Source organism: Frigidibacter sp. SD6-1 (assembly GCF_030143255.1).
Classification (GTDB): domain Bacteria; phylum Pseudomonadota; class Alphaproteobacteria; order Rhodobacterales; family Rhodobacteraceae; genus TMP-24.
Map to the genome: position 1 here is coordinate 25,776 of NZ_JARJNR010000010.1, position 21,050 is coordinate 46,825.

General features: G+C 64.8%; 27 protein-coding genes. 21 read left to right on the plus strand and 6 right to left on the minus strand.

All coding sequences use genetic code 11. The annotated features are described in order from the left end of the window. Positions 1 to 130: 130 nt before the first annotated feature. The 4 genes from repC (at position 131) to P0645_RS16480 (ending at position 4,822) form a co-directional block, all read left to right on the plus strand. The gene (gene repC / locus P0645_RS16465; RefSeq protein ID WP_107754766.1) at positions 131 to 1,342 is read left to right on the plus strand and encodes a plasmid replication protein RepC; all 1,212 of its coding nucleotides are present in this window, start codon (positions 131 to 133) and stop codon (positions 1,340 to 1,342) included. A gap of 178 nt (positions 1,343 to 1,520) precedes the next feature. After that, positions 1,521 to 3,692 (plus strand): ParB/RepB/Spo0J family partition protein, encoded by a 2,172-nt coding sequence (locus tag P0645_RS16470; protein WP_108130787.1) that lies wholly within the window; start codon positions 1,521 to 1,523, stop codon positions 3,690 to 3,692. 101 nt (positions 3,693 to 3,793) lie between these two features. Continuing rightward, the gene (locus P0645_RS16475; RefSeq protein WP_108130786.1) at positions 3,794 to 4,267 is read left to right on the plus strand and encodes a UCP036055 family protein; all 474 of its coding nucleotides are present in this window, start codon (positions 3,794 to 3,796) and stop codon (positions 4,265 to 4,267) included. A gap of 390 nt (positions 4,268 to 4,657) precedes the next feature. Continuing rightward, on the plus strand, positions 4,658 to 4,822 hold the full coding sequence (locus P0645_RS16480) for a hypothetical protein (RefSeq protein WP_007803240.1): 165 nt from the start codon (positions 4,658 to 4,660) through the stop codon (positions 4,820 to 4,822). 103 nt (positions 4,823 to 4,925) lie between these two features. Here the strand turns inward: P0645_RS16480 and P0645_RS16485 are convergent, their stop codons facing one another. Continuing rightward, positions 4,926 to 5,573: an ArsR/SmtB family transcription factor gene (locus P0645_RS16485; RefSeq protein WP_284165681.1), complete on the minus strand. Its 648-nt coding sequence runs from the start codon at positions 5,571 to 5,573 to the stop codon at positions 4,926 to 4,928. A gap of 106 nt (positions 5,574 to 5,679) precedes the next feature. On the opposite strand from P0645_RS16485, the gene P0645_RS16490 reads away from it, so the two are divergent. The 6 genes from P0645_RS16490 to P0645_RS16515 are packed head-to-tail and all read left to right on the plus strand — an operon-like array spanning position 5,680 to position 9,790. Beyond that, positions 5,680 to 6,543, plus strand: a complete 864-nt coding sequence (locus P0645_RS16490; RefSeq protein WP_108130785.1) for a sterol desaturase family protein — start codon at positions 5,680 to 5,682, stop codon at positions 6,541 to 6,543. Then, positions 6,530 to 7,834 carry an MFS transporter gene (locus P0645_RS16495; protein ID WP_107754771.1) on the plus strand — a complete coding sequence of 435 codons (1,305 nt, stop codon included), beginning with the start codon at positions 6,530 to 6,532 and terminating at the stop codon, positions 7,832 to 7,834. The genes P0645_RS16490 and P0645_RS16495 overlap by 14 nt, the downstream gene beginning before the upstream one ends. Beyond that, positions 7,831 to 8,184 (plus strand): DsrE/DsrF/TusD sulfur relay family protein, encoded by a 354-nt coding sequence (locus tag P0645_RS16500; protein WP_107754772.1) that lies wholly within the window; start codon positions 7,831 to 7,833, stop codon positions 8,182 to 8,184. The genes P0645_RS16495 and P0645_RS16500 overlap by 4 nt, the downstream gene beginning before the upstream one ends. Beyond that, the gene (locus tag P0645_RS16505) at positions 8,184 to 8,480 is read left to right on the plus strand and encodes a rhodanese-like domain-containing protein (RefSeq protein ID WP_107754773.1); all 297 of its coding nucleotides are present in this window, start codon (positions 8,184 to 8,186) and stop codon (positions 8,478 to 8,480) included. The genes P0645_RS16500 and P0645_RS16505 overlap by 1 nt, the downstream gene beginning before the upstream one ends. 33 nt (positions 8,481 to 8,513) lie before the next feature. Further along, a complete protein-coding gene (locus P0645_RS16510; RefSeq protein WP_107754774.1) occupies positions 8,514 to 8,939 on the plus strand; it encodes a rhodanese-like domain-containing protein in 426 nt (141 codons plus the stop codon). A gap of 56 nt (positions 8,940 to 8,995) precedes the next feature. Beyond that, positions 8,996 to 9,790, plus strand: coding sequence for a nucleoside phosphorylase (locus tag P0645_RS16515; RefSeq protein WP_284165682.1), 795 nt, complete (start codon positions 8,996 to 8,998; stop codon positions 9,788 to 9,790). A gap of 35 nt (positions 9,791 to 9,825) precedes the next feature. On the opposite strand, the gene P0645_RS16520 is transcribed toward P0645_RS16515, so the two are convergent. Further along, positions 9,826 to 10,146 (minus strand): H-NS histone family protein, encoded by a 321-nt coding sequence (locus P0645_RS16520; RefSeq protein ID WP_107754776.1) that lies wholly within the window; start codon positions 10,144 to 10,146, stop codon positions 9,826 to 9,828. A gap of 424 nt (positions 10,147 to 10,570) precedes the next feature. Here P0645_RS16520 and P0645_RS16525 point away from each other — a divergent pair, with 424 nt between their 5' ends. Beyond that, the gene (locus P0645_RS16525; protein ID WP_107754777.1) at positions 10,571 to 10,975 is read left to right on the plus strand and encodes a single-stranded DNA-binding protein; all 405 of its coding nucleotides are present in this window, start codon (positions 10,571 to 10,573) and stop codon (positions 10,973 to 10,975) included. Positions 10,976 to 11,247: 272 nt separating this feature from the next. Here the strand turns inward: P0645_RS16525 and P0645_RS16530 are convergent, their stop codons facing one another. Both P0645_RS16530 and P0645_RS16535 read right to left on the minus strand, forming a co-directional pair. Continuing rightward, a complete protein-coding gene (locus P0645_RS16530) occupies positions 11,248 to 11,580 on the minus strand; it encodes a YnfA family protein (protein WP_107754778.1) in 333 nt (110 codons plus the stop codon). Beyond that, the gene (locus P0645_RS16535) at positions 11,577 to 12,017 is read right to left on the minus strand and encodes a MerR family transcriptional regulator (RefSeq protein WP_107754779.1); all 441 of its coding nucleotides are present in this window, start codon (positions 12,015 to 12,017) and stop codon (positions 11,577 to 11,579) included. The genes P0645_RS16530 and P0645_RS16535 overlap by 4 nt, the downstream gene beginning before the upstream one ends. Before the next feature lie 83 nt (positions 12,018 to 12,100). On the opposite strand from P0645_RS16535, the gene P0645_RS16540 reads away from it, so the two are divergent. The 5 genes from P0645_RS16540 to P0645_RS16560 are packed head-to-tail and all read left to right on the plus strand — an operon-like array spanning position 12,101 to position 16,582. Continuing rightward, positions 12,101 to 14,392: a heavy metal translocating P-type ATPase gene (locus P0645_RS16540; protein ID WP_107754780.1), complete on the plus strand. Its 2,292-nt coding sequence runs from the start codon at positions 12,101 to 12,103 to the stop codon at positions 14,390 to 14,392. Positions 14,393 to 14,396: 4 nt separating this feature from the next. Further along, entirely contained in the window at positions 14,397 to 15,020 is a 624-nt protein-coding gene (locus P0645_RS16545) for a methyltransferase family protein (RefSeq protein WP_107754781.1), read from the plus strand. Then, on the plus strand, positions 15,017 to 15,502 hold the full coding sequence (gene lspA, locus P0645_RS16550; RefSeq protein WP_107754782.1) for a signal peptidase II: 486 nt from the start codon (positions 15,017 to 15,019) through the stop codon (positions 15,500 to 15,502). Before P0645_RS16545 ends, lspA begins: the two co-directional genes overlap by 4 nt. Next, complete coding sequence (locus P0645_RS16555; protein ID WP_107754783.1) at positions 15,489 to 15,926, plus strand: disulfide bond formation protein B; 438 nt, start codon at positions 15,489 to 15,491, stop codon at positions 15,924 to 15,926. Before lspA ends, P0645_RS16555 begins: the two co-directional genes overlap by 14 nt. Next, positions 15,923 to 16,582, plus strand: a complete 660-nt coding sequence (locus tag P0645_RS16560) for a DsbA family protein (protein ID WP_107754784.1) — start codon at positions 15,923 to 15,925, stop codon at positions 16,580 to 16,582. The genes P0645_RS16555 and P0645_RS16560 overlap by 4 nt, the downstream gene beginning before the upstream one ends. A 6-nt stretch (positions 16,583 to 16,588) precedes the next feature. Here the strand turns inward: P0645_RS16560 and mntR are convergent, their stop codons facing one another. Further along, positions 16,589 to 17,041, minus strand: a complete 453-nt coding sequence (gene mntR, locus P0645_RS16565) for a manganese-binding transcriptional regulator MntR (RefSeq protein ID WP_107754785.1) — start codon at positions 17,039 to 17,041, stop codon at positions 16,589 to 16,591. Between the two features lie 121 nt (positions 17,042 to 17,162). On the opposite strand from mntR, the gene P0645_RS16570 reads away from it, so the two are divergent. From P0645_RS16570 to P0645_RS16590, 5 genes are all read left to right on the plus strand, one after another. Beyond that, a complete protein-coding gene (locus tag P0645_RS16570; protein ID WP_107754786.1) occupies positions 17,163 to 18,488 on the plus strand; it encodes an Nramp family divalent metal transporter in 1,326 nt (441 codons plus the stop codon). 91 nt (positions 18,489 to 18,579) lie between these two features. Beyond that, positions 18,580 to 19,173 carry an SCO family protein gene (locus P0645_RS16575; protein WP_107754787.1) on the plus strand — a complete coding sequence of 198 codons (594 nt, stop codon included), beginning with the start codon at positions 18,580 to 18,582 and terminating at the stop codon, positions 19,171 to 19,173. A 5-nt stretch (positions 19,174 to 19,178) separates the two neighbouring features. Beyond that, positions 19,179 to 19,649, plus strand: a complete 471-nt coding sequence (locus tag P0645_RS16580; protein ID WP_107754788.1) for a copper chaperone PCu(A)C — start codon at positions 19,179 to 19,181, stop codon at positions 19,647 to 19,649. Continuing rightward, positions 19,631 to 20,230: an SCO family protein gene (locus P0645_RS16585; protein WP_107754789.1), complete on the plus strand. Its 600-nt coding sequence runs from the start codon at positions 19,631 to 19,633 to the stop codon at positions 20,228 to 20,230. The genes P0645_RS16580 and P0645_RS16585 overlap by 19 nt, the downstream gene beginning before the upstream one ends. Before the next feature lie 26 nt (positions 20,231 to 20,256). Then, entirely contained in the window at positions 20,257 to 20,733 is a 477-nt protein-coding gene (locus P0645_RS16590; protein ID WP_107754790.1) for a DUF411 domain-containing protein, read from the plus strand. A gap of 19 nt (positions 20,734 to 20,752) precedes the next feature. On the opposite strand, the gene P0645_RS16595 is transcribed toward P0645_RS16590, so the two are convergent. Next, on the minus strand, positions 20,753 to 20,959 hold the full coding sequence (locus P0645_RS16595; protein WP_107754791.1) for a hypothetical protein: 207 nt from the start codon (positions 20,957 to 20,959) through the stop codon (positions 20,753 to 20,755). Between the last annotated feature and the right edge of the window lie 91 nt (positions 20,960 to 21,050).

Here is a 21,050-nt window from a genome sequence, read left to right on the forward strand (position 1 = left end):
TCCCGCAAAGCTTGCGCTCCACGAGACCCCAACTTTGATCTTAGCACTTTCAAGGTAGTGGGCCGGCGCGCAAACCGCAAGTCATATGTGATTCGCGGACCAGCTTTTCTATGCCTTCGTGAATGACATCATGGAGTACACACCGATTTCGCCGTTTATGCGGCCGATCTCGCATGCCCATCTGCGCGTGGTCGAGCGGCCTGAGGCGTCTGTTCCGGGCAAGCCCGTCAACAAGTGGGAGCTCCTTCGCGAGCTGTCCAAGGCGCAGGCGGCCTTTGGGGTTTCCGAACGCGATCTGACCGTTCTGCAGGGGCTTCTCAGCTTCTTTCCGGATGACGCGCTTGGCGGGAATACCGAGATGGTCGTCTTCCCGTCGAACAAGGCAATCTGCGAGCGGCTGAACGGCATGCCCTGCTCCACGATGCGCAGGCACATTGCCCGCTTGGTGGATGCTGGCTTGCTCATGCGCCGCGATAGTCCCAACGGCAAGAGGTATGTCCGCAAGCATGGCGAAGAGCGCGTGGCCTTCGGCTTCGATCTCTCGCCGCTCTACTGCCGCTCCGAAGAGGTGGCTCGAGCCGCAGAGGCCGTGCGCGAGGGCGAAGACCGAGTGCGGCGACTGCGGGAGGTTGTGAGCCTCATGCGGCGCGATCTCGCCGCCCTGGCGGAATTTGGAGAGGAGATCCAGCCGGGCCTTGGCCTCTGGGATCAGCTGCGTGACAAGGCTGTCCTGACAGCGCGCGCCCTGCGCCGCAAGCTGACGCTCGATGAGCTCTTGGCGTATCGGGCAGATCTCGAAGCTCTTCTCGATCATGCACGCAACGTCATTGATGGCCCTGAAACAGAAGAAATGAACACCAATGATGCCAGTTTTGAGCGTCACCATCATAATTCAAATGAAGAATCTATAGATCTTGAACCTGCCTTAGAAAAAGGCGGGGCGGCGGCCGGCGCGCCAGATGTTGAAACGGATGCGCCTGGTGCTGACGTGGAAGAAGCCGACGCAAGACGCGTACCGAAGATCCCGCTCCATCTGGTAATCGCGGGCTGCCCGTCGCTCAAAACCTTTTACCAGGGCGACATCCGCCACTGGCATCAGCTTTTCGACGCGGCTTGCCATGTACGGCCGGCCATGGGGATCAGTGTGTCCGCTTGGGAAGAAGCGCAACGGTTCATGGGGCCCGAGCAGGCATCGATCGTTGTTGTCGCCATGCTGGAACGCTTTACCGACATCCGATCGCCCGGCGGATACCTCCGTGCGCTGACTTCGAAGGCGGCGGCGGGCGAGTTCTCTTGCGGGCCGATGGTCATGGCGCTGATGTCCCGGCGAAACGCGGCGTGATGTTCACAGCTGTGAACATTCTCCCCGTCGACGCCCCAATCGACGAAGTTCACAGCTGTGAACTCTCTGCGCCGTCTGATGAGCAACCAGCAGACAGAGGGAAAGGTTGGGGGTTTGAGGGGTGACGGGAAGTGAGATCGGGAGAGTGGCTTCCGGCGCCCGTCGTGGAGAAGATCTGATGGCGAAAGCAGCCCAGAAAATCACGCTGTCCCCCTCGCGGGACATCCCCTTCGACAAGCTCGTCCTGAGCCAGTCCAACGTACGGCGCATCAAGGCTGGCGTCTCAGTCGAGGAACTGGCCGAGGACATCGCGCGACGCGGGCTCTTGCAGGGATTGAACGTCCGGCCCATGCTCGATGCCGATGGGGTCGAGACCGGCATGTTCGAGATCCCGGCCGGTGGCCGCCGCTTCCAGGCGCTGTCGCTGCTGGTGAAGCAGAAGCGGCTGGCCAAGACCGCGCCGATCCCCTGCATCGTTCGGGATGCCGCGTCGGATATCCTGCCCGAGGACGACTCGCTGGCGGAGAACATGCAGCGCGTCGCCCTGCACCCGCTGGATCAATTCCGCGCCTTCGTGGCTTTGCGCGAGAAGGGTCAGGGCGACGAAGCGATCGCGGCGGCCTTCTTCGTCACGCCCCAGATCGTGAAGCAGCGCCTGAAACTCGCGTCCGTGGCCCCTGCCCTTTTGGAAGTCTATGCCGAGGATGCCATGACGCTCGAGCAGCTGATGGCCTTCACGGTGAACCCGGATCATGCGCGTCAGGTGCAGGTCTGGGAAGCGGTGAAGAACTCCTGGAACAAGGAGCCCTATGCCATCCGGCGCATGCTGACCGAGGCCTCGGTTCGGGCTTCGGATCGTCGCGCGGTCTTCGTTGGTGTCGATGCCTATGAGGCGGCGGGCGGTGTTGTCCTCCGTGATCTCTTCCAGGGCGACGACGGTGGCTGGCTGGAGGACCCTGCCCTGCTCGACCGCTTGGTCGCCGAGAAGCTCCAAGCTGAAGCCGAGGCTCTGGCCGCCGAGGGCTGGAAGTGGATCGAGGTCGCGACCGACCTGCCCTATGGCTACAGCCACGGTCTGCGGCGTCTGGCCGGTGATCCCGCCCCGATGACCGACGAGGAACGCGCGGCCCATGCGACGCTCCTCGCCAAGTATCGTGCGCTGGAGGAGGAGTACTCCGGCCAGGACGAATATCCCGAGGAGATCGATGCCCGGCTCGGTCAGCTCGAGATGGCGATGGAAGCGCTCGAGCAGCGGCCGCTGATCTACGATCCGGCCGAGGTCGGGCGCGCGGGCGTCTTCGTCACGCTTGATCGGGACGGCAGTCTCGCGGTGTATCGCGGCTATGTCCGGCCCGAGGACGAGCCGCGCGAGGAGACCGCGGTTCAGGATGCCGATGGTGCGGATGTCATGGGGCAGGGGGGTGATGTCGGTGTTTCCAGTTGGAAACCGTCGGCGACCTCCGCCGGGGGCACGGTCATCACCTCGGGTGGTCAGCCGATCGGTGCCGATCCGACCGAGGAGGACGATGACGGCGCGATGAAGCCGTTGCCCGAACGGCTGGTCATAGAATTGACCGCCCACCGGACCTTGGCGTTGCGTGAGGCCATCGGACGTTCGCCGGACGTCGCGCTGACGCTCCTGCTCCTGAAGCTGGTGACGGATACCTTCCGCACCTCCTCTGCCTCGGACAGTTGTCTCGAGGCCTCGGTGCGTCACGTCTACATGTCGGCGCAGGCGCCCGATCTGAAGGACAGCATCGTGGCGAAGCTGGTCGATGAGCGGCACGCCGCTTGGGAGGCCGATCTGCCTCTTGGTGACGATGCCGCGCTCTGGGACTATCTGACGGTCCTCGACCAGGGCAGCCGTCTGGCTCTGCTGGCGCATTGCCTCAGCTTTGGGATCAACGCGCTCCATGAGAAGGTGAACCCCTATGGTGCGGGCATCTCCGCCAACGGTCTGACGCGCCGCATGGCCCATGCCGATCTGGTGGCCCGCGCAGTCGATCTCGACATGGTCGAGGCTGGTTGGGAGCCGACGGTCGATGGCTACCTCAACCGCGTGCCCAAGGCTCGGATCCTCGAGGCCGTGCGCGAGGCGAAGGGGGAGGGGACCGCGCAACTTCTCGATCACCTGAAGAAGGGCGAAATGGCGACCGAGGCCGAGCGGCTTCTCAAGGGCAGCGGCTGGTTGCCCGAGGTCCTGCGCCGGGTCGATCTCGCAGCGCGCGACGGCGAGGCGATCGCAGAAGGGCAGGGGGAGGATGCGGCAGAACCCGAGGATGTCGATCTCCCGGCTTTCCTGACGGCTGATTTGCCCGACGGCAATGCGTCGATGATGGCGGCAGAGTGATCTGAGCCATCCGGGGGGGCGGGGGTGCCCGCCCCCTATCTCACAAAATACAGCAATATCAATACGATGAATGCGAATATTCGCATTCGGGATGAGGAATCATGTCTGCAACAACCATCATCGACACAGCCCCTCTCGGGGCGCTCATTCGCTACACCGACGGCAGTCCCAAGCCGCCGGCACGGTTCACGAAGAAGCTCGCGGCCTGGGAGCGTTCGAACGGCGTCGGTCGACTCGTGAAGAAAGAGCCGCCCCGGGTCTATCTGACCTGGACCGCTCCGGCCTCCTTCACGCTGCATGAGGGGAATTTCTCCTCGGACGGGGTCATCCTCGTCACCATCATGCGCAGCCACTCGGCGGACAGCCGGCTGGTATTCGAGGTCGACGAGGAGCCGAAGCCCGGGCAGGTCCGCGTACTCCTGGACTTCGGAGGCAACACCGAGCTGCTGCATCTTGCGGAGTCGATCACCGCGGCCGAGCTCTGGATCGCGCGGGAGGGCTACCGAAACGCGCGGCTCGAGATCGTCGGTGCCGAGGACGGCGATAGGGCAGGGGGCGCGGACCTGGCCGCCTGAGCCCTGACAAGGCGTGAGGGGCCCACCCATGTGCGGGCCCCTCACCGACCACAAGAACCTCGTCCCGCGATGCCGCGGGGCGCAGAGTTATCCATCCCCCAATTCGGAGGTTTTCAACCAAGAGTCTGCCCGGGAGGTTGGCGGCGTTAGCAACATCAGCGGGACAATTGGCTCCAGTCGTCAGGGCACCTCCCCCGCTCGCCATTCCCTTCCTTGCCCCGAACCCTGTCTTCGAGATCAACCCGCGAGGGGTCGGACTACGGGCGAGCCCGTGCCGCCGGGTGGATTCGGGCAAGCCGAACGCACCCGGTGATGTCAGCCAGTCTTCGGGCCTGCGGGGTCCTGTCGCGCGGGGGATGGTCCCCCGCCTCCAAGACAGGAGCCAAACAGATGTCCCGTAAAGATGCTCACGCTTTCGCCGCCTCCCTCGCCGCCACGCTGATGGTCTCGATCGTCGTCTTCCAGGCAGGGGATGGAACCTTCGGCGCCGTCCCCGCCGATGAAATCGACGGCGACGAGGTCGTGATCGTCTCGGAATACGATCCCTTCGGGTGAGGCTTCGGCCTCACTTCCCAAGGGCCCGGGCACGGCGCTGGTGCGCCTCCGGGCCTATCGCCGACCGAGTGGCCTTGCGCCGATCAAATGGACGGTCATCGAACTATTGCGCGCCTGCCATCAATGGCAGGCCATCCTCGCGCCATTCCGGCAAACCGCCGTCAAGGCGGCGCGCATTGAGGCCGTGTTTGCGAAGTGCGGCGACAGCCTGGTGGGCATAGATGCAATAGGGGCCCCTGCAATAGGCCACGATTTCGGTGGCCGGATCGAGCGTCGGGACGATCCGCTCGATCTCCGTCAGCGCCATGTTGAGCGCACCCGGAATGTGGCCCGCGGCGTATTCGTCGGCCGGCCTCACGTCGAGCACGGTGACGGAGCCTTCCGCGAGCCGTGCGGCGAGGTCCGCGCGGCTGACGGCTTCGGGGGCGTCCTTGCCGCCTGAAAGCCCTCGCAGGATACGCTCGACTTGCGCGAGGTTCCGTTCTGCCACGATGCGCAGCAGATCCATCAGCGCGAGTGTCTTGGCATCGGTCAGCCGATAGATCACTGCCTTGCCGTCGCGGCGGCTGGTGACGAGAGCGGCGCGGCGCAGCTGTTGCAGATGCTGCGAGCAGTTGGCGATCGTGAGGCCTGTCTTGTCCGCAAGTGCCTCCACCCCGCGTTCGCCTTGCGCGAGTTGTTCCAGCAGCATCAGACGCGCCGGTGCTGATAAGGCGCGTGCGACGAGGGCATATTCCTCCAGCAGGGCCAACTTCGGGCTGATTGACAAGGCCTGTCTCCTGACGCTAGATCATTCAAGCGATAACTTGAATAATAGCGATTCCATCGCGCCCCACAAGCCCCAAGGCCAGCGATCCATGTCCGAGACCATCCTTGCCACCGAGGCGACCATCCGTCTTGCCATCTTTCTGGGTGTTCTGGCGGGCATGGCGCTGTGGGAAGTGGCGGCCCCGCGGCGCAGGCGAGAAATCCCGCGCGTCATCCGTTGGACGAACAACCTTGCTCTGGTGGTGGTGGATACGGTCATCCTGCGGCTGAGTTTTCCGATCCTCGCGGTCGGTCTGGCCGTCATGGCCGAGGATCGTGGCTGGGGCCTGTTCAACAATCTCGATGTGCCAGTTTGGGTCGCAATCATCGTCTCGATGCTGCTGCTCGATCTGGCGATCTACCTTCAGCACGTGATGTTCCACGCCGTGCCCGGGCTCTGGCGGCTGCACCGGATGCACCACGCCGATCTCGATTTCGACGCGACCACGGGACTGCGTTTCCATCCCGTGGAGATCCTCATTTCCATGGGGATCAAGCTGGCGGTGGTCGCGGCGCTCGGCCCCCCCGCCGTCGCGGTGCTACTGTTCGAGGTGATCCTGAACGCCACCGCGCTTTTCAACCACGCCAACATCGACCTGCCGCGCCCGGTGGACCGCGTGCTGCGCCTCATCGTCGTGACGCCGGACATGCACCGCGTCCACCATTCCACCGACCCGCGCGAGACCAACTCGAACTACGGCTTCAACCTGCCGTGGTGGGACAGGCTCCTCGGCACCTACATCGCCCAGCCCGCCAAGGGACACGAGGGGATGGAGATCGGCATCGAGCAGTTCCGGACACGCCGCGATCTCTGGCTCGACCGGATGCTGGTCCAGCCGCTGCGCGGACCGGCATCGGGCCATGCGCTCGATCCCCGGAACACGACAAGGAGCCCGCAGAATGACCGCAAGTGAATTCACGCGCGGCATCCGCGAGAATAGGGTCCAGGTCGCGCATCAGCTGATCCAGGTGATGCTGGTGGGTTTCGCCATCGGCATGACTCGCACGGTGGTCCCGGCGCTGGCCGAGAGCGAGTTCGGGCTCGAGCGCGGCTCGTTCCTGCTGCTGGCGTCCTTCGTCGTGGCCTTCGGTGCGGTCAAGGCGGTGATGAACTTCGTCGCCGGGCGCTGGTCCGAGCGGATCGGTCGCAAGCGGGTGCTGGCCTTCGGTTGGGTCATGGCGCTGCCGATCCCGGTGATGATCTGGTACGCGCCCGACTGGAACTGGATCGTCGCGGCGACCGTGCTGCTGGGCGTCAACCAGGGCCTCTGCTGGTCGATGACGCAGACCGCGAAACTCGACATCACGCGCGCCGAGGAACGCGGCCTCACCATGGGGCTCAACGAGTTCTCCGGCTATGTCGGCGTGGCAATCGCAGGCATCCTCACCGCATATGCCGCGGAAGGGCTGGGCGCGCGGACGGGCCTGCTGGTCTTTGGCATGGCCGTGGTCCTGCTGGCGCTGATCCTGACCGTGGTCTGGGTGAAGGACACGCTGCCTTGGGCCAAGGCCGAGACGGCCGCGCACAAGGCAGCACCCCCGAAATCCCTGCCGCGTTATCCGCAGGGCAGCTCCGAACACCCGACGACGCGCGAGGTCTTCGCGCTGATGAGCTGGCGCGACCGGCGGCTCTTCGCGATCTCCCAGGCGGGGCTGGTCGAGAAGTTCGTCGATGCGCTGGTCTGGGCGCTGTTCCCGGTCTTCCTTGTGACCCAAGGCGCGACCCTGACCGAGGTCGGCTGGATCGTCGGCACCTATGGTTTCGTCTGGGGCGGCTCGCAGCTCTTCACCGGGCGGCTGTCGGACCATGTGGGCCGCTTCTGGCCCAACGTGCTCGGCATGTGGATCTGCGGCGCGGGCGTGGCGATGGTGGTCATGGGCACGGGCGCGCTCTGGTGGTCGGTCTCGGCCGGGGTGGCGGGCTTCGGCATGGCGCTTCTCTATCCGAACCTCTCGGCGGCGGTTGCGGACATCACCCCGCCGGCCTGGCGCGGCTCGGCCATCGGCATCTACCGCTTCTGGCGCGACCTCGGCTACGCCATCGGCGCGCTCGGCCTCGGGCTAGCGGCCAGCCTGACCGGCGCTGCGGAAGCGGCCTTCTGGTTCGTCGCGATCTCCATGTTCGTCTCCGGCGGCCTGCTCTTCTGGCTCGGCGAGGAGACGCACCCGCGTCTCAACCCCGCCACCCAAGAGGCCCCTGCATGAAACACCTGATCCTGCTGAACGACCCACCCTACGGAACCGAGCGCAGCTTCAACGGCCTGCGCATGGCCTACGCACTGGCGAAGAACGATCCCGAGGCGGATATCACCGTCTTCCTGATGGCCGACGCGGTGCTCTGCGCCAAGGCGGGGCAGAAGACGCCCGATGGCTACTACAATCTCGAGCGCATGCTCCGCCGGGTCCTGTCCGCCAAGGGGCGCGTCCTGATGTGCGGCACCTGCCTGGACGCGCGCGGCCTTGCAGAGGGCGACATGATGGAGGGGACGAGCCGCTCCACAATGGACGAACTCGCCCAAGCGACGCTGGCCGCCGACAAGGTCCTGGTGTTCTGATGGCCGGGATGCTTACGCTCGCCGCCCTCGCGGCCGACCCGGATCGCTTCCACCTGATCGACGTCCGCGACGCGGAAGACTTCGTCGCCGCCCATTTGACGGGCGCCGTCCATATCCCGCTGGCCGAACTCGAAGACCGGGCGGGAGAACTTCCTGCTGGCAGAACACCCGTGACCATCTGCGGCAAGGGCGGCGGTCGGTCGGCAGAGGGCGCGGATGTCCTGAACAGGCTCGGCCACCCGGACGCCCTATGGCTCGAAGGCGGCACGATCGGCTGGCTTGCGCAGAACACCTGAACACCAAGAAACCGAAACGGAGGAGACCCCCGGATGACCCTGAAGCACCTACTTTTGGCGACAACCGTCGCGCTCGGGATGCACACATTGCCCGCCTTTGCGCAGGACGCGGCTATCGACGCCATGCAGGAATACATGATGTTCTCGGAATACGAGGCCGGCATCATCCTGCCCCAGCAACTCGACCAGACCGTCTTCGAGACCGCGCTTTTCGTCGACACCCGGGACGCTGGCCAGTTCGAGGCAGGCACGATCCCCGGCGCAGTCAACATCGAGTGGCGCGAAGTGCTGGACCGCATCGACGAGATCCCCGAGGATCGGATGACCATCCTGTTCTGCAACACCGGCAGCCTGTCGGCGCAGGCGGCCTTCGCGCTGCGTGTTGCGGGCAGGTCGAACGTGGTCGTCATGCAGACCGGCTTCACAGGCTGGCAGCAGGACGCGGCCTACAGACCCTGATCCGTTAACCCCTCGGTCGGGTGATGGCCCGCTGGGCCCGCCTCGCAGGAAACACCATGTCCGACGCCAAAAAGCCGCTCCCGCCGATCCTGTCGGACAAGCATCATGATGCCCCGTCGGCCTTCACGCCCGAAAGCCTGCTGCGCGAGGCACGCCGCCAGAAAGGGGCGGCGGCCGTCACGGTGCCAAGGATTTGCCTGCTTGACCCTGACGGCGATATTGTCCGCCAGCTCCGTATCGGAGGCCGCGCGCGGCGGAATGAGGGGTGGGTCTGCTACCACACCGAGATGTGGGTGTTCGACCTGGATGGCCATGACATCGGTGTGGTTGGTTGTGCCGTCGGCGCGTCATTCGCTGTACTGGTCGCCGAGGAGATGTTCGCGTCAGGTTGCGAACTTCTGATCAGTGTCACCTCATCGGGGCAGATCACGCCACAAGGCCCGCCGCCGTACTTCATTGTGATCGAGCGGGCGCTGCGCGACGAGGGCACGAGCTATCATTACATTCCTCCGTCTGACTGGAGTGAGGCGCCCTCGCACTTGCTCTCGCAGCTGACGGGCGCGTTCACCGAAGGCCCGCGTGTGCTGACCGGTGCGACTTGGACCACTGATGCGCCGTTTCGTGAGACCGAAGTTGCAATCGCCGCAGCGCGCGATCGTGGAATTCTCGCGGTCGAGATGGAGGCGGCAGCGCTCTACGCCTTTGCCCAAGCGCGAGGGCGGGCAGTCATCTGCCTGGCACATGTCACAAACCAGATGGGCACGATCGAAGGTGATTTTGAGAAAGGCAAAGCGAACGGTACGTCTGACGCCTTCATCGTACTTTCGCACATCGCCAAGCGCTGCGGATGATGACGTCGCCTTGATCTTGCATCATCTCGCAATGCTCAACCAATAGCCAAATCAGCTGCAGTTTTTCCGCCCGCCAACGCCTCAACGAACCACTGCGGTTTGCGTCCCCGGCCGGACCAGGTGAGCGCCGGGTTCTCAGGGTGCCGGTATTTCGCCGCGGCCGGTGCACGGGAGGACTTCGCCTCGGTTCCGACAAGTTCGGCCAGGGAGTAGCCGAGGTCTCGGGCGAAAGCTTCCACCTTGGCGCGGGCTTCCGCCTTCTGCCGATCCTCGAATGTGGAAATCGCCTTGGCGACGTCCTTCTGCATTTTCTTCAGCTCGCTGAGCGACAGTGCCTCGAGATCGTAATCAGCCATTGGTGCGGTCCGTGTCCTGAATGATCCGGTATCGATAGCCCGTCGCGGCAGGGCGCCGCAACTCCCGGAAGGCTGGGGCAGGGTTGGCGGAGGCTGTTGATCGCCGTTTCGTCGCCAGTAAGGGGCTGGACTGGGGGTCAGGCTGTTCCGATGGGCAAGGTGACGGGTTCAGGCATGGGCTCCCCGCGCATCTCTTTCTTCTGGGCCATCCCTTCGACTGACAATCCCCTAATCCCGTTCGTTTGCCTGCGTGCAACCCCGCGTCGGTCCGGGCCGTGTTGCCCCTTCGGGGCTGCCCGCTCCACCCCGGTCCTCTGGGGGTTTCCGGCGTCCGTTCCGTCCACCGTGCACGCGTCACCCGACGGGCTTTTTCCGGGTCTTGTCGAAGGGACGGTCCCGAAGACAGGAAACACAGGAGCTTAACATGCAGAACATCGTCATCCTCGCCGGCAACATCGGTCAGACCCCCGAAGTCCGCACCACCCAGGGCGGCACCAAGATCACCAACTTCAGCCTCGCCACCTCTCGCCCCCGCCTCTCGGAAGGTCGCGTCCTGCGCGACGAGAACGGCTACCGGGTCATGGACACCGAATGGCACCGCATCACCTGCTTCAACGGTCTCGGCAAGACGGTCGCGGAGCATTGCGAAAAGGGCATGAAGGTCCTCGTCCACGGCCGCATCCACTACACCAAGTGGATCGACAGCATGGGCAACGACCGCTACGGCTGCGAGATCATCGCCGAGAAGGTCGACTTCCTGAGCCGCCAGAAGTCGGCCGAGAACGAAAACCCCGAGCTGGTCGACCGCGACGACGAGATCCCGTTCTGAAGAGAACGGGGTCTCCCCCTCGGGCCCGGCGGGGAAACCCGCCGGGTTCGGGCGATCTCGGCTATAAGCCGACCATCATCATGCTCGGTCTCGCGCGCCCGAGACCGGGCATTCGTTCATGCCGCAGTATGCCGCGGCTCACTGTGTGATGGGAGCCTCTGGCTGAGAGCCTCGCCTCCGCTTCTCCATCCGGAGCCTCGGATTGTCGCAGGACAAGTCGGTCCGAGGAGGGGTGACGTTCGACCCTTGGCCAGTCTGGACAACGGAACCCCCTACGCCCTCGGCGCGAACAGGATGACGGCGGCACCGGCGAGGCAGATTGCGACGCCGGTCATGTCCCAAGTGTCCGGGCGTTGCTTCTCCACTGCCCAAAGCCAGACGAACGACGCGGCAATGTACACGCCACCGTAGGCCGCATAAGCGCGCCCTGCGAAATCGGAGGGGGCCAGGGTCAGGAGCCAAGCGAAAACGGCGAGGCTGAGGAGGCCCGGGACCAGCCAAAGCGGGCTCGCCCCTTGCCGCATCCAGGCCCAGACGGCAAAGCAGCCCGCAATCTCGGCCAAAGCGGCACCGATGTAGATGGCGAGTGTGCCCGGCGCTGTCATGACTGCACCTCGCTTTCCGGATGGCGGTGATCAGTTGCGCAAAGGGAATGGTCGCTCAAAACCTCGATCACCCGGCAATCGGCAATGCTCCCGCCCGCACATTGCACGACCATGCGTTCCAGTTCGGTCTTGAGGGCGGTCAGGCGCGCGAGCCGGCTTTCGACCTCGGCCAGTTGCGCCTTGGCGATGGCATCGGCGGCGGCGCAGGATTGGTCAGGTCTGTCGGACAGGCTGAGCAGGTCGCGGATCGCCTCCAGCGTGAAACCCAGATCGCGGGCGTGGCGGATGAATGCCAGCCGTTCCTGCGCCTTGCGGCCGTAGAGCCGCTGGTTGCCCGCGCTGCGTTCCGCCTCGGGCAAGAGGCCGATCTGCTCGTAGTAGCGGATCGTCGGAACCTTCACCCCCGCGGCCTCGCCCAGTTTTCCGATGGTCAGCATCAGATTCCCCTTGAAGCTATAGTTGCTAGAGACATTAGGTTCCTGATTCGATGAAAGCAACTGCCCGCACTGCGGCAGGAGGAATGACGATGTCGGAAGCTGCACGCGAAACGTCCTGCGACTGGACTGTGACGGGCATGGACTGCGGATCCTGCGCGACCAAAATCAAGGATGCGGTGGCTCGCCTGCCGGGGGTGAGCGGCGTCGAGGTCGGGATCATGACGGAACGCCTGCGGCTGACGCTGGATGAGGCGCAGACCGGGCGGGACAAGATCGAAAAGACCGTCCGGGCACTTGGCTACCAGATTGCGCCGCGCGCTGCCGGTGCGAAGAAGGATTTTGTGCTGCCTGATGCCCACGATGGGCATGACGATGACCATGCGACACATGAGGGCCACGATCACGCCGGGCACGACCACGGCCCCAAGGTCACCAGCGCAAAGCGCGATGACAGTGGCCACGGCAGCCCCGGCCATGTCCATGATGACCCCGCTGACCGGGGCAAGCGCTGGTATCAGACGGCCAAGGGCAAGCTGGTCATCTTCACCGCGTTGTTGCTCGGTGCCGCCTGGGTTATCGAGTATCTTGCACCCGAGATCGGCAAATGGGCCTTCGTCGCTGCTTGTCTGATCGGGGTAGCCCCAGTAGCGCAACGCGCCTTTGCAGCGTTGCGGATGGGTCAGCCCTTCACCATCGAAAGCCTGATGACGATTGCAGCCGTCGGGGCCTTGTTTATCGACGCAGCCGAAGAGGCGGCGTTGGTCGTCTTCCTGTTCGCCGTGGGCGAGGTTTTGGAAGGCGTGGCCGCAGGCAAGGCGCGCGACGGCATCAGGGCCTTGGCGAACCTTGTCCCGAAGACCGCGCAACTGGTCACCGGCGACATCACGCGCGAGGTGCCGGCCGCAAGCCTGACCATCGGCCAGACCGTGCTTGTTCGCCCCGGCGACCGGATTCCGGCCGATGGCGAGATCGTGGATGGCACCTCGGGCGTGGACGAAAGCCCGGTCACCGGCGAAAGCGTCCCCAAAACGCGCGGGCCGGGGGATGCGGTCTTTGCAGGCGCAATCAACACTGAGGCGGCGCTGCGGGTGAAGGTCACCAAAGGCGCGGAAGACAACACCATCGCGCGCATCATCCGGCTGGTCGAAGAGGCCGAAGAGGCCCGCGCGCCGACCGAACGCTTCATCGACCGCTTCAGCCGCTGGTATATGCCCGCCATCGTCGCGGTTGCCGCGCTGGTGATCGTGGTGCCGCCGCTGGCATTTGGTCAGCCTTGGGACACGTGGATTTACCGGGGGCTTGCGCTTCTCTTGATCGGGTGCCCCTGCGCGCTGGTCATCTCAGTCCCCGCCTCCATCGCCTCTGCCATGTCCACCGGCGCGCGGCGCGGGCTCTTGATGAAGGGTGGTGCGGTGATCGAAGCCGCAGCGAAGGTCGATGTCGTGACCTTCGACAAGACCGGAACGCTGACGCATGGCCGCCCGCAGGTGACGGATGTGGTGCCGTTCGGGTCAACGACCGAGGCCGAGCTTCTTGCCGTTGCTGCGGGCGTAGAAACAGGGTCGAGCCACCCGCTGGCGATTGCGATCCTGAACAAGGCCAAGGATGCGGGCGTTTCCGCGCTGCTCTCGCAAGACGCCAAGGCGCTGATGGGCAAGGGCGTTGTTGCAACCGTGGGCGGCGCTGCGGCCTATGTGTCCTCGCCCCGTTATGCGATGGAGCATGGCGGGCTCGATGGCTTCGGTCTTCGGCAGGCCACGATTTTTGAGGAGGACGGCAAGACCGCCGTCGCCGTGTTCCGCGAAAAGACCCCGCTTGGCCTGATCGCCATGCGGGACGAGCCGCGCGCGGATGCCAAGGACGCGGTGCGCCAGTTGACGGCGATGGGGGTGACTTCGGTGATCCTGACCGGGGACAACCCGCGCACGGCCGCCGCCATCGCCGGAAGCCTCGGGCTGAAGTTCGAAGCCGACATGATGCCCGAGGACAAGCTTGCCTACATCCGCGAGATCGGCACCCAAGGCGGCGTAATGATGATCGGCGACGGTATCAACGACGCCCCCGCGCTGAAACAGGCGAGTGTCGGCGTGGCGATGGGATCGGGCACCGACGTGGCGCTGGAAACCGCCGATGCGGCGATCCTGCGCGACCGGGTGACGGACATTCCGGCCACGATCCGCCTGTCGCGCGCTGCGATGGCCAATATCCGCCAGAACGTCACTATCGCTTTGGGGCTGAAGGCGGTTTTCCTGGTGACCTCGGTCTTCGGCTTGACCGGCCTCTGGATCGCAATTCTGGCCGATACCGGCGCGACTGTGCTGGTGACGCTGAACGCCCTGCGCCTGCTGCGGTTCAATCCGGAACGGGAGGCGTAAGGCCATGATCTCCGGTTTCGGCTGGGCAGCATTGGCCCTTCTCTTCGGCTATCTGGCTCTGTTCTTCTGGGGCAGCGCGCTGGCCGCGAAAGCGGTGGGTCGGCCGGTCTGGCTGTTCGCCCGTGCGACCGGACGCGACCGGCTGGCGGCAATCGGGTTCCGCGTGGCCTTTGCGCTCGCCTTCTTCGGGCCGCTTCTCTGGCTCGCCGTGCCTATCCTGCACAAGATCGATCCGCTTTGGACCGAGGGGCGCGCCGTACTTCTTGGCTTGGTCGGGGTCTTTGTCGCAGGGCTCGGCGCGATGGTGGCCTTTGCCGCGCAGATGTCGATGGGATCCTCCTGGCGCGTCGGCGTCGTCGGCGGCGAAACCGGCGATCTGGTCTCCGGCGGGCTTTACCGCTTCAGCCGCAACCCGACCTTTGTGGGGCAAGCGGCGCTGCTGGCGGGTGTTACCCTGGCAGTGCCCTCTGTCCCGACGGTCCTAGCCCCACTCCTGTTTCTCTGGTCCGCCACCACGCAAGTCCGGTCAGAGGAGGCTGCCCTGCGCATGGCAATCGGGCCGGACTATGACCGCTACACCGCATCGGTTCCTCGCTGGATCGGCATGAAGAGCAAGGCTGCGGAATGACCAAGATGACGCTGATTTCGCTGATTGCTGCCGCAGTGGTGGCAGACCAGTTGACCAAGGCAGCGGCACTATCGCTGCTGTCGCAAGGGACGGCTGTCCCTGTCTTTCCGAGTTTCAACCTCTCCCTCGGGTTCAACACAGGCGCGAGCTTCGGCATGATGGGCGGGATAATGGCGGGTAAGCCCCTTCTGATGGCCGCGCTGACGGGCGCACTGACCATCGCCTTCGCCGTCATGGCATTCCGGGCGCAGCACGCGCTGGAACGTGCCGGCTTTGCACTGGTCGTGGGCGGGGCGCTTGGCAACATCATCGACCGGCTGCGACAGGGTGCCGTGACTGATTTTCTCGATTTCTATTGGCGTGACTGGCACTGGCCCACGTTCAACGTCGCCGATATTGCGATCACCCTGGGCGCGGTCCTGATCCTCGCCGCATCTCTTCCCGTTCGCCGCCGCAAGGAGCCGGTTCTTGACCAAAGCTGACTCGGAAACCCTGTCGCGCGACGACCTTGCCTTGACTGCGGCCTTCCTGATTGCGCTGGCGGCCACACTTGGCGCGCTTTTCATCGGTGAGGTGCTGGGCCAGATGCCCTGCACGCTCTGCTGGTATCAGCGCATCGCCATGTTCCCGCTGGTGCCGATCCTTGGCTTGTCACTCTGGCGGGGCGACGGCGTGGCGCGCGCCTACGGCTTGCCCCTGGCCCTCGCCGGGCTGGCGCTGGCGGCGTGGCATTCGGGCCTTTACGCTGGGTTTTTGCCCGCGCCAATCGTGCCCTGCACCGAAAATGGCCCCTCCTGCACCGGTGAGGCGCAGATGATCCTTGGCCTGCCGATCCCCTATCTTTCCGCGGTCGCCTTTGCAGCGATCCTTGCCTGTCTCATCCTTCCGAAAGGACACCGCCCATGAACCGCCGCACCCTTCTGATCGGAGCCTCTGCGCTTGGCCTTGCCGCCTTCGCGGGTGGCGCCTACGTGCTGAACCAGCGCCGCGCCGCCGAGGCAGAAGTGGCGGCCGCTGCCGCGCCAACAGCCGATCAGGCACTACTGATCCGGGACTACTCCCCCAGCTTCGGTCCTGCCGATGCGCCCGTCACACTGGTTGAATTCTTCGATCCGTCCTGCGAGGCCTGCCGCGCCTATCACCCGGTGGTGCAAGAGATCCGGCGGCAGTTTCCGACTCAGGTCCGGGTCGTGCTGCGCTATACCGTCTTCCACGAAGGCTCGGACGAAGCCGTGCGCATCCTTGAGGCTGCACGGATGCAGGACAAGTTCGAGCCGGTACTGGATGCGCTGCTGGAACAGCAACCGGGCTGGGCCGTGCATGGTTCGCCGCAGCTGGACGTGGCCTGGGAAATCGCCGGGGCCGCGGGGCTCGATCTCGAAAGGGCGGAAAGCGACAAGCTCTTTCCGGGGATTACTGGCATCCTCAACCAGGACGCAGCCGACGTCGAAGCCTTGGCCATTCGACAGACGCCGACCTTCTTTCTGAACGGCAGGCGGCTGGAGAACTTCAGCGCAGACAGCCTGATCGCAGATGTGCGGTTTGCAATCGAGAACAGCTGATGCCGATCAGGACCGATTGGCGAAGGCCGCGAAGAGCGCCAGCGTTCGTTCGCTGACGTGATGCTCGATGCCTTCGGCGTCGCGCTCTGCCGTCTCGGGGTCAAGGCCAAGGCTGATCAGGAACCGCAGCACGATCTCGTGCCGCCGCCGACATTCCTTGGCCAGCGCGCGGCCCGTGTCGGTCAGAAAGACCGACCGATACTTTGCGCGGGTGATCAGCCCTTCGCGCGCCAGCCGGTCGAGGGTCTTGCTGACCGTCGGCACCTTCACGCCAAGGCGGGTGGCGATGTCCACCGGGCGCGCCTCGCCCTGTTCGTGGATCAGCTCAGCGATCAGTTCGACATAATCCTCGGCCAGTTCATTCCGCCGTGCCTCGCGCACGCCCTGAAACGCTTCGGTGCGCGGGTCTGCGGGGCCGTCGAGCGGCGCGGTGCGGGTGTCAGGGTGGAACTCGGTCATCTGCAGAGTGTCGCATGGGATGGATTGACAAGTAAAGTCGCGGGACAGATTGTTAGCACTGTCTAACTTTATGCGCCACGTCTTGTCGGGATCGTGACGAAACCCGGGAGCGCCCTAAACCATGTCCATCCCAGCCTGGCGACAAGAGCGCGAGACGCCCTCACTTTCCGAGGTCTTCCGCACCATTGCGGTCGGCAACGGCGGCACCAGCCGGTTCCGCCGGTTCCTCGCCTTCATCGGCCCCGGCTATCTGGTGGCCGTGGGCTACATGGACCCCGGCAACTGGGCGACCTCGCTCGCCGGCGGGGCGGCCTTCGGCTACACGCTGCTGTTCGTAGCCCTTCTGTCGAACATCATGGCGATCCTCCTGCAATCGCTCTGCGCGCGGTTGGCGGTCGCCTCGGGTCGCGATCTGGCGCAGGCCTGTCGAGATGCCTTTCCGAAATGGATGTCGGTGCCCCTTTGGGTTTTCGCCGAGCTAGCCATCATCGCCACCGATCTGGCCGAGGTGATCGGCACCGCCATCGGCCTGAACCTGCTGTTCGGCATCCCGCTGGAGATCGGCATCTTCATCACCGCCGCCGACGTGTTCCTGATCTTGTGGCTGCAGAACAAGGGGTTCCGCTGGATCGAGGCGCTGATCATCTCGCTGATGGCACTGATCGCGGCCTGTTTTGTCGTGCTGATCGCGCAGTCCGATCCGGTCTGGGGCGACGTCATCGCCGGGTTCGCCCCGAGCCGTGAGATCGTCAGCAACCCGACCATGCTCTACCTTGCCCTTGGCATCATCGGAGCCACGGTCATGCCGCATAACCTCTATCTGCATTCGGGCATCGTGCAGACCCGCGCCTTTGGCATGGACCTGCCCGCCAAGCGCGAGGCGTTGCGGTTGGCGACTTGGGACAGCACCATTGCGCTGATGTTCGCGTTGACGATCAATGCCTCGATCCTGATCCTTGCCGCTGCCGCCTTCTACACCGTCGGCGAAAATGACGTGGCCGAGATCGACAAGGCGCACCTGTTGCTGGAGCCGCTGCTGGGGTCGTCACTGGCGCCGGTCCTGTTCGGGGTGGCGCTTTTGTGCGCAGGCCTGAACTCCACTGTCACAGCCACGATGGCCGGGCAGATCGTGATGGAAGGCTTCATTCGGCTGCGCATCGCCCCCTGGGCGCGGCGGCTGATCACCCGCGGCCTTGCCATCATCCCGGCGGTCTTCGTGATCCTGCTCTACGGCAGTGAGGGCGTGGGTGAGCTGCTGATCCTGAGCCAGGTGGTGCTGTCCTTCCAACTGCCCTTCGCCATCGTGCCTTTGGTCATGTTCACCGCCAGCCGCGCCAAGATGGGCGAACTGGTCGCCCCACGCTGGCTGACGGGCCTCTGCTGGTTGATCGCCGCCGTCATCATCGTGCTGAACGTGAACCTGTTGTCGACCGTGCTTTTGGGCTGACCCTTCACCCTTCGGTGAGAGCACGAATTCGGGCTTGAACCTCAAGCGGCTGGAGGTTTTAGACAGAGAGCAATAAACAGGCAGGTTACGGATGCGGTTGACAAGGTTACAGAAAATCCTCTGGGCGGCGGCGGGACTGGCCACGCTGGCCTATGGGCTGCTCGTGCTGTTGCCAAACCGCGCGTCGGAGGCTGTCCCGCAAGCCGCCTTCCGACCGACCTTCACGCTGCCGGATGCCGAGGGTCGGGTGCGCACCCCTGCCGAGTTTGCGGGCCAGCATCTTCTGGTCTTCTTCGGCTTCACCAACTGCCCGGACGTCTGCCCGACAACACTTTCCGAAGTGGCGCAGGTGATGGACGATCTGGGCGACGACGCTGCCCTTGTGCAGCCTCTGTTCATCTCGATCGATCCCGAGCGGGATCGCAGACTGGGGCTGGCCGAGTTCACTGCGGCGTTCCACCCGTCGATCATCGGGCTTGCCGGGGACGAGGCACAGACCCGCGCCGCGGCGGACAGCTTCCGCATCTTCTACGCGCGCGAGGGTGATGCCGCCGCCCCCGACGGCTACACCATGTCGCACAGCCCGGCGCTCTACCTCATCGGGCCCGAGGGTGACTGGCTGCGTCAGTTCACCTACGGCACGCCCGCCACCGATATCCTTGCCGACCTTCAACCCAGATTGTGACCGCCATGAAATCCCTGATCCTCTCGGCCCTCCTCACCCTATCCGCCGCCCCCGTGCTGGCCTGCGAAACCTTCACCCTGGGCGATCTGAATATCGAACACGCCTGGTCCCGCGCCACCATCGGCGCGGACCGGCCGGGGGTATTCTATGTCGAGATCACCAACAACGGCAGCACAGATGATGCGCTGATCGGCATCGCGACCCCGGCTGCTGGCATGCCGATGCTGCACGAAACCGTGGTGACCGACGGCATCGCCTCCATGCCACACGCCATGTCGATCCCGGTTCCGGCTGGCCAAACCGTCGAGCTGGCGCCCGGCGGCTATCATGGGATGCTGATGGGCCTGACCACGACACTGGCCGAAGGCGACAGCTTCCCGGTGACACTCTCCTTCCAGAATGCCGGGGAAGTCGTCGTCAATGTCGAGGTTCTGTCGCTACGGGCGGAGGGTCCGGATTGCGACGACGCCAACTGATCCTTGGTCTGGGAGGCGCGAGCGGTGCATTGGCCTTCACGCTCGGCCTCGGCTGGTTGCAAAGCCGCGGCCGCGCGCAGCCGCCCGCCGCGCTTCTGCCACTGCCCATCGGCGAGATGGGCTTTGCCCTGACCAACCATCGCGGTGAACCGGTGCGCCCGGCAGACTGGATCGGCCGCCCGACCATGGCCTTCTTCGGCTTCACTTGGTGCCCCGATGTCTGCCCAACCACCCTCAGCGACATCTCGGGCTGGCTGGATGAGCTCGGGCCCGACGCCGACCGGCTGAACACCGTCTTCATCACCGTCGATCCCGAACGGGATACACAGCAAGTTCTGGCCGACTACCTGGCAAACTTCGATCCACGGATCACCGGCCTGACCGGCCCGCTGGCCGAGGTCGAACGCGCCGTCGCAGGCTTCCGCGCCCGGTTCGAAAAGGTGCCCCGCGACGGGGATTACACCATGGACCACACTGCCGGTGTGTTCCTGTTCCGCGCCGATGGGCGCTTTGCCAGCATCATCGACTACCACGAGGACCGCCGCTTCGCCCTGCCGAAGATACGCAGGGTTCTGACCTGACAGCCACACCTGTTCCGGAGAGCCACATGACCAACACGCCCCTTCTGACCCGCCGCACAATGCTGCTGTCCGGCCTCGCCGTCGCGACTTTCGCGGCCAGTCCGGTGCGCAGCGCGGGCCCGTCGATCCATGTCGTAAAGGGAACCGGCTGCGAATGCTGCAACGCCTGGGTCGCCTATCTTCGGGACGAGGGTTTCACCGTGACGGACGAGGAGCGCTACGGCACGCTCCTGATGACCTACAAGGCCGAAGTGGGTGTGCCTCAAAGAATGATCTCCTGCCACACAGGGATGATCGAGGGCTATGTGCTCGAAGGCCATGTCCCTGCGGCCGATATCCGGCGCCTGCTCGAGGAGCGGCCGGACGCGATCGGGCTTGCCGTGCCTGGGATGCCCTATGGATCGCCCGGCATGGGACCGGAGGACAGCCGCGAGGCCTACGACGTCCTGCTGATCGGCCGCGATGGCTCAACCGAGGTCTTCACCCGCTATCTGGCCGCCTGACAATTGTGTCGCCCGTGCTTCATGCCGCCTTCGGCCAACGGCGATGCAGGGTGTCGATGAAGACGGCATGGGTGTGGTGGGGCCCGTGTTCCGACAGGTGGAGATAATCGGCGGACAGGTCAGGAAGGTCGTGCCGCAAGAACGTCTGATCGTTCGCGGGCCAGAGGCGCAGCACCGCAACGAGGCCAGCCGCGCCGATGAGCGCCGTGACGCACAGACCGGGCACCGGCGCCGATCCCGCCGGCCAGCGGGTAGGTGACCAGCCAGCAGGCGCGCGAGAGGGCGAAGCTGCCATTCATGATGACCTTAGCGACTGA